Below are 14020 nucleotides of genomic sequence, written 5' to 3'. Positions count from 1 at the left end.
CGCTGCGGCGTTGCACGTCAACGCCGCAGCGGAGCTTTATCACTTCATCTTGAAGCGCACGCCGAGGCGGAAGGTACGGCCGAGCAGGTCCGAGAAGGTGCTGTTCGCGGCGAGGCCGGTTTCGGGCAGCAGCAACGGATCGGCGTCGAACAAATTGGTGACGTTGAAGAAGATCTCCGCCTCCGAGCCGCTCTTGACGGCGACTTTCTGGGTCAGGTTGAGGTCGACGTAGAACGTCCCCTTGACGTGGTTGTTGTCATAGGTCGGCGCCTGGCTGGTCGAGGTCGGGCAGCCGGTCGTGCATTCGATCGCATTGGCCAGATATTTGCCCGAGCTGACCCCGCGGCCGACGACGGTGCCCGAGAAGGTCGGCGTCTCGTAATTGAGGCTGGTGCGGAAAATCCACTTCGGCGTGCTGGCCTGCCCGCCGTTCGCGCCGACGGTGTTGACCGGCGTGACACCGGTGATGCCGGTGTCCGAGAGATTCTCGATATAGCGCGTCGCGGTGCCGCGCAGCGTGACGCTGCTGTCCCCGCCAACCGGCAGGCGATAGGCGGCGTCGAAGTCGATGCCGCGCACCAGCTTTTTGACGAAGTTGAACGGCTGGCTGCGGATCAGCAGGTACGGCACGCGCGGCGGGCCGGGCTGCGCGCGCGCCGGATCTTCGGTGATCGCGGCGCAATATTCCTGCCGTCCCTCGTCGCAGCGGTTGACGATTTCCTGCGCGGTGATCGTGTCGATCGCATCGTCGAGATCGATGCGGAAATAATCGACCGAGGCCGAGAAGCCGGGCAGGAAGCGCGGCGTGATCACCGCGCCGATATTCCACGAATCCGCCTTTTCGGGCTTCAGGTCGGGGTTGCCGGTCGTCAGGCCCGAATAGGGGAAGAATTGCGGTCCGCTGGCCGGGTTGCCGGCAACGAATTTGGGATTGCGGACCGAATCGCTGTTCGCGGTGCCCGCCTGGAACAGCTCGTTCAGGTTCGGCGCGCGAATGTCGCGCGACCGCGTCACGCGGAAACGGATATCCTCGATCGGCGCCCAGGTCGCACCGAGTTTCCAGGTGGTGACATAGCCCGAGGTTGAATAATCGGTCGCGCGTACCGCGCCGTTGAACTCGAGGCCAAAGCCCAGCGGGACCACGGTTTCGAGATAGGCTTCCTTCACATTATAGCTGCCCTTGAACGGCAGATAGTTGCCGACCGACCAGGCGTTGCGGAAGCCGGGCCGTCCGGTGCCGTCGACCGTCGCGATCGGCTGGAATTCCTGCGGGACGCTGCCGCGGATCTTTTCCTTGCGATATTCGGCGCCGATCGCGATGCTGACGTCGCCCGCCCAGGTGGCGAAGGGCGTCAACGACAGGTTGGCGCCGGTGACGAACTGTTGCAGCACCTGCTTGCGATACGGATCGCCCAGCACATAGTCGATCGCCGCCGGATTGGCGACGCCGATGCCGAGGCGATTGAGCGGCACGCAGTTCGGATCGTTGTTGGTGGTGCTGGCGTCGACGTTTATCAGGCACTGGATCGAGCCCGCAGCATAGCCGCCTGCATTGCCGGCCGGTGCAAAGGCGGCGTCCGACGCCGCCGTCATGCGCGCGACGTGCATGATGTTGCGGAGCTGTTCGCGCAGGTCCGAGCGGCCATATTGGCCGTAGACGTCCCAGCGTGCCGCCTTGCCGAATGCGTCGAACTCGCCCTCGGCGCCGACGACGTAGCGCTGCACCGCGCGCTTGTTGTTGATGCCACGGAACGGCAGGTCCGCTGCGGTCGTCGTGATGCTGATGCTGTTGACGCCCGCGAGGCGCGCGGCACCCAAGGTTTGCAGCGCGAAGGCGTTGCAGGTCGTGGGGACGGGGACGACCGTACAGCCGACCGTGCCGAGCGTGGCCGAACCGAGGTTGGGGCCGGCGTTGAAGAAGACTTCCTGCTTGTTGTACGACCCTTCGGCGAAGATTTCGACGCCGTCGGCGACCTCGTAGCTCAGGCGGCCAAAGACGCCCCAGCGATCATCCTTGGGCGCGAGGCCGATACGGCGACCCGAATCATTGAGGCGCCAGTCGCCGCCGACCGTGCGCGTCACCGCCGAGCCGCTGTTCAGCGCCGGCGAGTTGAACGAGCCATAGTTGAACTGGTTGACCTGACCATTGTCGCCGAAATAGAGGCCGCGCAACCCGTTGTTATTGCCTGCCGAACCCGTGATGAAGCCGCCCGGCGCCTGATTGGTCTGGCCGGCGTTCTGGCGGAAGGTGATGAAGGCGGGCTGGCCGTTGCCGACGCCGTTCGTCACGACATAGGCGGGGTTCGCGAAGGCCAGATAGCCCCGGTGGTTCCACGGCCGGTCCTTCGGATCGATTTCGTAGATGCCGTCCTGATGCGCGATCTCGGCGTTGAAGATGGCGTGGCCGCGGCCGTCGGCGAACGAGAGGCCGCCCGCGACGCTGCCCGAATAGTTGAAGCCGTCGCCCTTGTCGGTGACGCCGATGTCGCCCGTGATGCGCAGCCCCTCCATCTTCTTGTTGAGGACGAAGTTGACGACGCCGGTGACGGCGTCGGAGCCGTAGGCCGACGATGCGCCGCCGGTGACGACCTCGACGCGATCGACCAATGCCTGCGGGATCGTGTTGATGTCGACCCAGCCGAAGATCGTCGAACCGACCGAGCGGCGGCCGTCGACGAGGACGAGTACGCGGCTTTCGCCGAGGTTGCGCATGTTGAGCGCGTTGATGCCCGCCGAGCCGTTGGAGATGTTGAGGCGCGAGTTTGCGGGCCGCGTCGAGCCGGCGAGTTGCGGCATCTGGTTCACGAAGTCGGCGATATTGTTCGACGGCGAGGTGTTCTGGATATCCTGCTGCGTCAGCACGACGAGCGGGGTCGGGGCCTGGAAGCCGTCGCGCGCGACGCGCGATCCGGTGACGATGATCTGGTCGCCGGGCGCCGCTTCGACATTCTCGGTCGTGGCGGTCGCCGCGTCCTGCGCCAGCGCCGGGGCGCTATGGACCAGCGCGATGGCGGTCATGGCGACGCCGAGGCGGGCCTTGCGGCTCAGCGGCAGGCGAATTTGTTCACGATTACGCATGTTATGCAGTCCCCTTTTTATTTCCAAGGGATGAGCCGCACGCCGCCCGAGGCGTGTCCCGGCGCAGCGCCGGGTCGGCTTACCCTATTGTCCCACCTGACTGTTCCGGCGGATGTCTCGCTCCGCCTTCTTATGTTCTATGATATCCGTTCGTACGGCCCTGCTATCGCGACGGCCAAGGCGCGCGGACAGCCGGTTCCATGACAGCGAGGTTACAGGGTGGCGACAGCAGGTCAACAGCTAGGCTAATAACCTGAATATATGGATATATAGCCCAAGGGAATGATGTCGCCGAAACGCGTCGGGCCGGGCGCAGATAGCTTGCAGTTATAGGGCGCCGCGTGCTTGTTATGGCATGGCGGCCCCGTCGTGCGATAGGCTGGACTTTCGTCCATCCCCATTCCCTGTCGGAGAGACATGTTGATCCAGCGCCGTGCGTTCCTGCTGGCTTCCGCCGCGCTCGTTGCGATGCCCGGAAGCCTTTTGGCGAAACCGAGGGTCAAGGGTGCGACACGCACCGCCCGGCTGTCGGGCGCGCGCGCGCCGGTCGAGGTGATCGAAGACGAACTGGGCGTGCCGCACGTCCGCGCGGCGTCGCTGCAAGATGCGTTCTTCGGGCAGGGCTATCTGGTCGCGCGCGACCGGCTGTTCCAGATCGACATGGAACATCGCCGGGACATGGGGCGGATGGCCGAAGCCTTCGGGCCGCGTTTCGTCGCCGCCGACAAGGCGGCGCGGCTCTTCCTCTATCGCGGCGACGTCGAGGCCGAACTGGCGGCGCTGCCGCCCGACGTGCTCGAATGCGCGCGCGGTTATGTCGCCGGGGTGAATGCCCGCATCGACGAACTGGCGGCCGATCCCGCAGCGCTGCCGCTCGAATATGGCATCCTCGGGATCAGCCCGCTGCGCTGGGATATCGCCGACTTCGTGCGCAATCGCGGGATCGGCATGGGCGACGCCGACGACGAGGTGCGCCGGGCGCAGCTTCAGGCGCGCGGGCTGCTCGATGCCGACGAACTGATGGCGCCGCTGCGCCCCGCATGGTCCTTCACCATTCCCGAGGGGCTCGACTGTGCGGCGGTGAGCGAGGCCGATCTTGGCATCCTCGATCCGGCAAGCCGCCCGACCGCCTTCGACCCCATTCAGGAGGCGCAGTTCGACGCCGAAGGGCGCCGCGCCGACCGCTTCGCGCTGGGCAGCAACGCCTGGACGATTTCGCCGTCGCGCAGCGCGACGGGGCGCCCGATCCTCGCCAACGACCCGCATCTCGGCATCGGGCGCGCCAGCCCGCGCCACATGTGCCACCTTTCGGCGCCGGGACTCGATGTCATCGGGGCGGGCGCACCGGGGCTGCCCGGCATCATGCAGGGGCACACCGACCGCTTCGCCTTCGGCCGGACCAATTTCCACATCGACCAGACCGACCTGTTCATCCTGCGCACCAAGGAGGGTGATGCCGGCCGATATTGGCACAAGGGCGAATGGAAGGCGTTCGAGACCTTCGAGGACGAGATTCTCGTCAAGGGCGCGCCGAGCGAGCGCGTCACGCTGCGCTATGCCGCGGGCCGCCCGATCGTGTCGCAGGACGCCGCCCGAAACCGCGCGGTCGCCTTTGCCACGGTCAGCATGTTGCCCGGCGCCAACCAGCGCTTCGCGATCATCGCGATCAACCTGTCGAAGGACTGGGCGTCGCTGCGGCAGGCGTGCAAGCTTCACGTGTCGCCGACCAACCTCCATTATGCCGACATCGACGGCAACACCGGCTGGCAGACGATCGGTTTCACGCCGCGCCGGCCAAAGCACGACGGCCTGTTCCCCGCGCCGGGCGATGGCGATTTCGACTGGGCGGGAATCCTTGCCGTCGAAGATATGCCGCATGTCTATAACCCGCGCGAAGGCTGGTTCGCGTCGGCCAACCAGATGAACCTGCCCGCGGGCTATCCGTATCGCGAACGCGTCATCAGCTTCTCCTGGAGCGACCCCTTCCGCTACGATCGCATCGCCGAGGTGCTGCGCAACCAGCCGAAACACCGGATCGAGGACAGCGTCGCGCTCCAGCACGATGTCCAGTCGCTTCCCGCGCGCGCGCTGCTGAGGCTCCTGCCCACGAGCCCCTCGGCCGACGCCGCGCCGGCGGCCGCGCTGCTTCGGCGGTGGGATTGCGGGATCGAGGCCGACAGCGCCGCGGCGCTGCTCTATGAAATGGTGATGCCGGCGCTATCCACGGCCTTTTACGACCGGATCGTGCCGTCGGCGGCACGCGACCTCATTCCGTCGGTCAACCTGTCCGAAATGCTGCGCATCCTCGCTTCGCCCGACAAAAGGCTGGGCGACGATCCCGCCGCGGCGCGCGACGCGCTGGTCGACGGGGCGCTCGCCGCGGGATGGAAGAAGGCGGTCGAACTTGGTGGTGCCGATCCCGCCGGTTGGAAATGGGGCGACCTGCACCGCGTGACGATCGCGCATCCCTTGTCCGTGTCGCACCGCGCGATCGCCGCCGCCTTCCCGAATATCGAGGGCGGCCGGTCGGGCGGCGACGGAACGACGCCGATGGCGCGCGGTTTCAACGCCAAACGCAGCTTCGACGTGTCGCACGGCGCCAGCTATCTCTTCGTCGCCGACGTCGGTGCGTGGGACAACAGCCGCTTCCTGCTGCTGCCGGGTCAGTCCGCCGATCCGCGATCGCCGCACTACCGCGACTTTTACCCCAAATGGCTCGCAGGGGCGATGCAGCCCTTGTGGTTCAGCAAGGCGGCGGTCGAGCGGTACGCTGCGACGCGGCTGACCCTGACGCCTTCGCCAGACTGATCGCCACTCCCCTCGACCGTTCGCCCTGAGCTTGTCGAAGGGTCGTTCTTTCTTTCGGCGTGGCAGAAGAAGGACGGTGCTTCGACAAGCTCAGCACAAACGGCTTTGGGGGTGGCGCTGACTTTCTAGAGCGCTTCGGCGATCGCGACGAGCGCGCGGTCGACCGCGGCGGTGGCCTGTGCGTCGGTGTCCTCGGGCATGTCGTTCGCGAGCGCGGAGAAGATCAGCGTCTTGCCGCTGCGCGTCGTGAGGTAACCCGACAGGGCGCGCGATGCGTTGAGCGATCCGGTCTTGGCGAACAGCTTGCCCTCGAGGATCGTGCCCTTGAACCGGTTCTGCAGCGTGCCGTCGCGCCCCGCGATGGGCAGCGTCACGCGCCACGCCATGTTCCACGGCTGGCGCGTGATCCAGCTGAGCAGGCCGACCGCGGCGCGCGGGCTGATGCGGTTGTAGCTCGACATGCCCGACCCGTCCGAAAAGTCGTAGCTGGTCCGGGGCAGCCCCGCTTCGGTCATCACCTTGTGCATCACCGCTTGCCCGTCGGCGATCGAGCCGCTGCCCGCGTGCCGCGCGACGCGCCGCAGCATCAGCTCGGTGTGGAGATTCTGGCTCTCCTTGTTGATGCGCACCATATTGTCGGCGAGCGACGGTGCCGGCAGTTCGGCGAGCATCGCGGGCTCGGCGGGCAAGGAGGAGGCCGCGCCCTTGCGGTTCTCGGGATCGTCGGCGGCGGTCAGCGGGCGGTGGCGGACCATCGGTTCGCCATCGACGGTCACGCCGCGCGCGCGGAGCAATTCGCGCATCCGCCATGCGGCGTAATGCGCCGGATCGTCGATGCCGTAGCGAAGCGTCATCGGCGCGACCTCGGCGCCGACGGTGCCGGTCAGGCGAAGGATGCGGCTGTTCGGCATCCGGTCGGCCTCGATCGCCTCTTCCTTGCCCGCGACGGTGACGACGCGGTTTTCGATGACATAATAGCCCGACGTTTCCAGAACGGGCGCGGCGCCCGCTTTCCCGGGCGCCAATTTCACCACCAGCTCATTGTCGTCGAGCGTCAGCGCCGACACGCCGGTGCCGTAACGCGACGAGATATTGTTCCAGCTCATCCCCGGGCTCCAGCGCTCGTCGGGGAACCAGCTGTCGTCGCCGACGATGTTGCGGACGTGGCGCGTCTTCGCGGCGACCGCGTCGGCGAGGGTCTGCAGGCAATCGCTCGTGCAATCGTCGGCGCTGGAAAGCACCGCGTCGCCGCGGCCGTGCAGTATGACGTCGGTCGCACCGTTGCCCGCGGCTTCGAGGCGGACGCCGGCGCCCTTGGCGGTCTGCTGGAGCAGCGGCAGTTCGGCATAGGCGATCGCGGTCGTGAACATCTTGGTGTTCGATGCCGGGATGAAGCGCTGGTCGGGGGCGATCGACACCAGCACTTCGCCGTCGAGCGTCGTGACGAGCATACCGAAGCGCGAACCCGGGGGGCCTTCGGCCAGCTTCTGTTCGGCCATGGTCTGGAGCGGGGCGGGCGCCGGGGCTGTCTGGGCATGGGCCGAAGTCAGGGAAAGCGACAGCGCGAGCGCCGAGGCGAGAGCGAAGCGTCCGATCGATGGCGTCATATTATGTCCGTTCGTCCCAAGCTGAAATGACGCGCTCGCCCACGGCGGGGCGGAGCGTCGCGATGCCGCTGTCGGCGTGGCGGGTCGGGTGGACCCGGTTGGTGAGCAGGGTCCAGGCGAGGCCCCGCTCGAAATCGATCCACAGGCCGGTGCCGGTAAAGCCCGTGTGCCCGATTGTCTCGGCCGAGCAGGCGTCGCCGCCGTGCCATCCGGCAAAGGCGCGCTCCCAGCCGCAGGTGCGATGGCGTTCGCCGGCCGTGCGGATTTCGGCGAGCATCGCCGGCGACAGGATTTCGCCGGCCATCAGTGCGCGGGCGAAACCGAGCACGCCGTCGACGGTGCCGAACAGTCCGGCATGCCCCGGTGCACCGCCGAGCGCGAAAGCATTTTCGTCGTGCACCTCGCCCTTCATCACGCGCCCGCGCCAGCTGCAATGCTCGGTTGCGACGGCCGGGCCGGGGGGCGGGCCGAAGTCCAGTCCTTCGCCGAGCGGCCAGTCCGAAAGCGGCGCGCCGGTCAGGCGTTCGATCGCGATGCCGAGCAGGATGAAATTAATGTCCGAATAGACCGGCGGTCCGTGGCGCCATTCGCGTTGGAGGACGAAGGCGCGCAGCCGTGCGGGATCGTCGCCATAGGTATAGAGGGGTTCGACCGCGGGCAGGAAGCTGCGGTGCATCAGGCAATCGCGAAAGGTCAGCCGGCGTTCGGCGGCGCCCGCGACATCATATTGGCGGAGGTCGGGGATGGCGTCGGTGAGCGGCCGGTCGAGGTCGATGCGCCCCTGTTCGGCGAGTGTCAGGATCATCACCGTCGTCGCGATCACCTTGCTGAGCGAGGCGAGGTCGAACCAGTGGTCGCGGGTCAGCGTCTCGCGTTCGGGGACGAGTGCGGCCATTCCGGCGAGACGCACGGCGCTCTGGCCGTCGGCGCCCACGACGCCGAGCGCTGCGCCGGGAATGCGGCCGCTTTCGACCGCCGCGAGCGCGGGAGCGAAACCCTGTTCGCAAATCGTCTCGATCGTCATGCCGCGATGCGCCCCTTCACCCGCGCGATCACGGGCAACAGGAAGATCGCCGCGAAGCTCAGCGCGCCCGACAGCAGGAAAAATCCGTCATAGCCGATCTGCGTCTGCATCGATCCCGACGCGCCCGCGAGCAGGCGCGGCAGCAGGAAGGCGAAACCCGACAGCAAGGCATATTGCGCCGCCGGATGGGTCGGGCTGACCAGCATCGAGAGATAGATGACGAACACCGTGCCCGCGAAGCCATTGCCGAACTGGTCGATCGCGACCGATGTATAGAGGACGAAATCCGAGGGCGCGCTGTACGCCAGCCAGACATAGATCCAGTTGCCGACGGCGGCGGTCACCGCGCCGATGCCGAGCGTCCAGCCGAGCGAGAGCCGCGTCGACAGAAAGCCGCCGAGCGCGACGCCCGCCATGCTCGCCGACAGCGCGACCACCCCCTGGGCGACGCCGATCTGGTGCAGGCTGTACCCGCGATCGTTCATCAGCACCTGCGAGAGGGTCAAGGTCAGCACGTCGCCCATGCGGTAGAGCGACACGAAGGCAAGCACCGCGAGCACGGCATAGCCGTAACGCCAGAACAGCTCGACATACGGCGCGGCGAAACCCGATTTGCGGGCGATCGCGTCGGCGCTCAGGCGGTTGATGCGGGGGAGCGCGAGCGCGAGCAGGACGAAGGGCAGCAGGGCGACGGCGAGAACGATGGGGGTGACATTGGTCTTCGCCGAAATGCCCGCGCCCTGCGCCGCCGACAAGAGGAGCCAACCGATGCCTGCCGTGACGAGCGTCGCCGCGAGCAGGATGACGAGGCTGGCGCCCACGCCCGTGAGGAGCGCCGTGACGCGGCCGTTCGCGCCTTCGCGCGCGGGCCGCATCGCGGCGAGGATCGGGAAGGGTGCGAAGGCCGCCACCGCGACGACCAGATAGGCGATCGTCCAGTCGGCCCAGGCGGCCACGAGGACCGCGCCGCTGCCCGCCGCGACCATCGCGCTGCGATAGCCCCACAGGTTGGCCGCGACGATCGGCGCCTGTTCGGCCTGCGTGGGGGCGAGCTCGATGCGCCAGCCGTCGGCGGCGACCTCCAATGTCGTCGTCCAGAAGGCCAGCAGGATCGCGAACAACGCGGTCAGCGGCAGGCTTTTGTCGCTGGACGTGAAAGCCATGGCGACCATCGCGGTGAAGATGCCGAGCTGGGACAGCATGATCCAGCCGCGTCGCCGCCCCCAGAAGCGCGCAAAGCCCGGCACGTCATAGCGCTCGATCAGCGGCGCCCAGGCGAATTTGAAAGTCGGCAGCAGCGCGATCCACGCGAAGAAACCGATGATGACGATGTCGACACCATGTTTCGACAGGCGGAGCGCGAGCACCGCATTGAACATGTAGAAGGGCAGACCGGCGGCAAAGCCCAGCAGCAGGTAGAGGCCGAGCAGGCGCCGCGCCGACGGCTTGGCGGGCGGCTGATGCTCCCAATCGGCTGGAAGGGTGCCTGTCACGGCGTTCGCGTCGATCGCCGACGCGGTCACGCGCTCGCTCCGCACGCGACCGCACGATCGTCGTGAAACATGCCTTGCTGCAACAGCGCCGCGAATGTGCGGCGAAGAAACCCTCTCATCGACCCGTTTGCCCCGATCTTGTCTACGCCGATCTCAAGCGCGCGACCTTCTGCAAGGCGGGGCGGCGCGTCAAGCGCGGCGACGATCGTCTGCGCCTCCATATAACTTTCAGCTATAGCTTCGCATCGTCTTTGAAGGCGCATCGATCCCGAACTTCTCGCATGATGCCCTTGTCCCCCACCAGAGAGGCACTTCATGATCGCGAGCCCCTATCTTCTCTACCTCGGCCATGTGAACGACGAAGTCGGTATCAAGACCTCGCGCGGTCTGGCGGTATTCCGCCCCGAGGAATGCGTCGGCGAATTCCGCCACGACGATTGCGAACTCACGCTCGGACTGCCGCGCATGGGTTTCGCCGAAGCGGTCGCCGCGGGTGCGAAGACGCTCGTCCTCGGCATTGCCAATCCCGGCGGTAAAATGGGCGACGACCTGGTGCGCGATGCGCTGGCCGCGGTCGAGGCGGGCCTCGACGTCGCATCGGGCCTGCACAACCGGCTGCGTGACGAGCCGGCGCTGGTCGAAGCTGCGGCGCGCCACGGCCGCCAGCTCCACGACGTGCGCGACGCGCGTCCCGACATTCCCGTCGGCAATGGCAAGCCGCGCGCCGGCAAGCGGTTGCTGGCGGTCGGGACCGATTGCTCGGTCGGCAAGATGTATGCGACTTTGTGCCTCGAAAAGGGCATGCGCGCACGCGGCATGAAGGCCGATTTTCGCGCGACCGGCCAGACCGGAATCCTCATTGCGGGGAGCGGCGTGCCGCTCGACGCGGTGATCGCCGACTTCATCTCGGGCGCGATCGAACAGATTTCGCCCGCGCGCGACGATGACGGCTGGGACCTGATCGAAGGTCAGGGCTCGCTGTTCCACCCGTCGTTCGCGGGCGTCTCGACCGGGCTGCTGCACGGCGCACAGCCCGACGCGCTGCTGCTGTGCCACGATCCGGTGCGCCCGCACATGCGCGGCCTGCCGCATTTTCCGATGCCGGGGCTCAAGGAGACGCTGGAAGCGAACCTGCGGGTCGCAAGATTGACCAGCCCGCAGGTGCAGGCGGTCGGCGTCGCGCTCAACACGTCGAAGCTTGCGCCCGAAGAGGCCGTGCGCCTCTGCGCCGAAACGTCCGATCTGCTCGGACTGCCGTGTACCGACCCCTTTGCCCATGGCGTGGACCCCATCATCGACAGGATCAATGCATGCTTCGAACCATCGTCGCGCGAAGCGACGCTTTCCCTCTAGCGCAACCCTTCCGCATTTCGCGGGGGGTGAAGACGGTGGCCGATGTCGTCACCGTCGAGATCGCGGCCGACGGCGCGACCGGGCGCGGTGAGGCGGTGCCCTATCTGCGCTATGGTGAAACGATCGCGGGCGCGCTCGATGAAATCGCGAACGCGCGCGGCGCGATCGCCGACGGGGCGACGCGCGACGAACTCCTCACCCTGATGCCCGCCGGCGCCGCGCGCAATGCCGTCGATTGCGCGCTGTGGGACCTCGAAACCCGATTGTCGGGGCGTAGCGTCACCGATCGCCTCGGCCAGCCCGATATCGCTCCCACCCCCACGGCGATGACGGTCAGCCTGGACACGCTCGACGCGATGGCCGCCGCGGCGCGCACGCTCTCCGACGTCCCGCTGATCAAGATCAAGGTCGATCGCACCGATCCCGCGGCGCAGATTCGCGCCGTGCGCGACGCGGCGCCGAACCCGCGGGTCATCGTCGACCCCAATGAAAGCTGGACGATCGCCGAGGTCGAAGGGTTGCAGTCGCTGCTCGCCGAACTGCGCATCGACCTGCTCGAGCAGCCGCTGCCGGCGGGCGAGGACGATGCACTCGAGGGATTCCGCTCGCTCGTCCCGATCGCGGCCGATGAATCGGCGCATGTCGCGGACGACGTCGGCGCGCTTGCGAGCAAATATCAGGTCATCAACATCAAGCTCGACAAGACGGGCGGGCTGACCGGCGCGCTCGCGCTCGCCGATGCCGCCGCCGCCGCCGGGCTTGGCGTGATGACGGGCAGCATGATTTCCACATCGCTGTCGATCGCCCCGGCGCTGGTCGTCGCGGCGCGGTCGAGCTTCGTCGATCTCGACGGCCCGCTGTGGCTGGCCGCCGACCGCGCGGGCGGGGTCAAGGGTGTGGACGGCGTCTTGACGCCGCCGGTCGCAGGCTTTTGGGGAACGATTTAGCGTCTTTGTAAAACAACAAAAAACGGGGTGTCGCAATGATCCGGTATATCAAGTCCACGACGGCAATGATCGCGCTTTTGTCTGCGACAGCCCTCGCGGTGCCGCACGGCGCCGCCGAGCCGCAGGGCGGGGCCGATCTCGTCCTCCGTGGCGGCACGATCTACACCGGGGATGCGGCGCCGTTCCGCGGCGATGTCGCCATTCGCGGCGACCGGATCATCTATGTCGGGCCGAAAGCACCCGGCACGGCCGCGAAGACGGTCGACGCGACGGGGCTGATCGTCGCGCCCGGCTTCATCGACCCGCACGCGCATGTGAACGATGCGCTCGCGTCGGGCGACCCCGCAGCGCGGCTGGTCCTGCCCTTCCTGACGCAGGGGGTGACCACCGCCTTTATCGGCGTCGACGGTTCGGGCGATCCCGATGTGGCGCGCACCTTCGGCGTCACCAGTGCGGGCGTGCCGGGCGCCGTCGCGGGGCTCGAGCAATCGTCGCGCGACTTCGGGATCAATTTCGCGACCTATGTCGGCCTCGGCGCGGTTCGCGCGAAGGTGATCGGCGCCGCCGACCGCGCGCCGACCCCGGCCGAACTCAGGCAGATGACGGCGCTGGTCGACACCGCGATGTGCCAGGGCGCGCTCGGCCTTTCGACCGGGCTTTTCTACGCGCCGCAGAGCTTTGCGAAGCGCGACGAGGTCGTCACGCTGGCAAAGGCCGCCGCCGCACGCGGTGGGGTCTATGACAGCCATATTCGCGATGAATCCAGTTACACGATCGGGCTGAAGGGCGCGGTCGAGGAAGCGCTGGCGGTTGGGCGCGATGCCCGCATCCCGGTCCATATCGCGCACATCAAGGCGCTGGGCGTCGATGTCCACGGACAGGCCCCCGCGATCATCGCGCAGATCGAGGCGGCACAGAAGGCGGGGCAGATCGTCCATGCCGACCAATATCCCTGGTCGGCGTCGGGGACGGGGCTGTCGGCGGCGCTGCTGCCCCGATGGGCGCAGGATGGCGGCCGCGCGGCGATGCTGAAGCGCTTCGACGACAGCGCGGCGATGGCGCGGATGCGCCCCGAAATGGCCGAGAACCTCCGCCGTCGCGGCGGTCCGGCGTCGCTGCTGATCACGTCCGGGCCCGCCGGTTTCGAGGGCAAGACGCTCGAACAGGTCGCCAAGGATCGCGCGATCGATCCCGTCGACGCGGCGATCCTCATCCTGAAACAGCGCGAGGCGGGCGTCGCTTCCTTCAACCAGGACGAGGCCGATATCGCGGCCTTCATGAAGCGGCCGTGGGTCGTGACCAGTTCGGACGCCTCGCAGGGGCACCCGCGCTATTACGCCTCCTTCGCGCGCAAATATGCGACCTATGTCAAGGACAAGGCGGTCATCGATCTCGGCACCTTCATCCGGCAGAGCACCGCCACCCCGGCGCGGATGTTCGGGCTCGAAGGGCGCGGTGAGCTCAAGGCCGGCGCCTTTGCCGATGTGATCGCATTCGACCCGGCGACCTTCGCGCCGCGCGCCGACTATGCCCGGCCGACCTTGTTCTCGACGGGGATGCGTTTCGTCACCGTCAACGGGGCGCTGGCGATCGAAAATGGTGCGCCCACCGGGCTCGCGGGCGGTCGCCCGCTTCCGCGCAAAGCGGCCGGCACAGGCTGCAAATAATCAGAGCAGGAGGACAAACCGTCGCGACAGGCGGGTCCAACGG

The 14020-nt window shown here is 67.4% G+C and carries 9 protein-coding genes; 4 read left to right on the top strand and 5 right to left on the bottom strand.

What is annotated here, in order from left to right:
- Window positions 1-39: 39 nt before the first annotated feature.
- Window positions 40-3078, bottom strand: coding sequence for a TonB-dependent receptor plug domain-containing protein (locus ACIPPQ_RS19295; protein WP_446545672.1), 3039 nt, complete (start codon window positions 3076-3078; stop codon window positions 40-42).
- 417 nt (window positions 3079-3495) lie between these two features.
- On the opposite strand from ACIPPQ_RS19295, the gene ACIPPQ_RS19290 reads away from it, so the two are divergent.
- Window positions 3496-5886 (top strand): penicillin acylase family protein, encoded by a 2391-nt coding sequence (locus tag ACIPPQ_RS19290; RefSeq protein WP_446545671.1) that lies wholly within the window; start codon window positions 3496-3498, stop codon window positions 5884-5886.
- Between the two features lie 125 nt (window positions 5887-6011).
- Here ACIPPQ_RS19290 and dacB read toward each other — a convergent pair whose 3' ends face one another.
- The 4 genes from dacB to ACIPPQ_RS19270 are packed head-to-tail and all read right to left on the bottom strand — an operon-like array spanning window position 6012 to window position 10231.
- Window positions 6012-7493, bottom strand: coding sequence for a D-alanyl-D-alanine carboxypeptidase/D-alanyl-D-alanine endopeptidase (dacB, locus tag ACIPPQ_RS19285; RefSeq protein WP_446545670.1), 1482 nt, complete (start codon window positions 7491-7493; stop codon window positions 6012-6014).
- A gap of 1 nt (window position 7494) precedes the next feature.
- On the bottom strand, window positions 7495-8517 hold the full coding sequence (locus ACIPPQ_RS19280) for a serine hydrolase domain-containing protein (protein WP_446545669.1): 1023 nt from the start codon (window positions 8515-8517) through the stop codon (window positions 7495-7497).
- Complete coding sequence (locus ACIPPQ_RS19275) at window positions 8514-10040, bottom strand: permease (RefSeq protein WP_446545668.1); 1527 nt, start codon at window positions 10038-10040, stop codon at window positions 8514-8516. Before ACIPPQ_RS19275 ends, ACIPPQ_RS19280 begins: the two co-directional genes overlap by 4 nt.
- Window positions 10037-10231 (bottom strand): hypothetical protein, encoded by a 195-nt coding sequence (locus ACIPPQ_RS19270; protein ID WP_446545667.1) that lies wholly within the window; start codon window positions 10229-10231, stop codon window positions 10037-10039. The genes ACIPPQ_RS19275 and ACIPPQ_RS19270 overlap by 4 nt, the downstream gene beginning before the upstream one ends.
- 94 nt (window positions 10232-10325) lie before the next feature.
- Here ACIPPQ_RS19270 and dgcN point away from each other — a divergent pair, with 94 nt between their 5' ends.
- From dgcN to ACIPPQ_RS19255, 3 genes are all read left to right on the top strand, one after another.
- Entirely contained in the window at window positions 10326-11363 is a 1038-nt protein-coding gene (gene dgcN / locus ACIPPQ_RS19265) for an N-acetyltransferase DgcN (RefSeq protein WP_446545666.1), read from the top strand.
- Window positions 11321-12310 (top strand): N-acetyl-D-Glu racemase DgcA, encoded by a 990-nt coding sequence (gene dgcA, locus ACIPPQ_RS19260; protein WP_446545665.1) that lies wholly within the window; start codon window positions 11321-11323, stop codon window positions 12308-12310. Before dgcN ends, dgcA begins: the two co-directional genes overlap by 43 nt.
- A 77-nt stretch (window positions 12311-12387) precedes the next feature.
- Window positions 12388-13977, top strand: coding sequence for an N-acyl-D-amino-acid deacylase family protein (locus tag ACIPPQ_RS19255; RefSeq protein ID WP_446545664.1), 1590 nt, complete (start codon window positions 12388-12390; stop codon window positions 13975-13977).
- Window positions 13978-14020 lie beyond the last annotated feature (43 nt).

It is taken from the genome of Sphingopyxis sp. LARHCG72, assembly GCF_052871675.1.
Note: the sequence above shows the minus strand (reverse complement) of the source record. Positions and strands in the feature narration are given on the sequence as shown.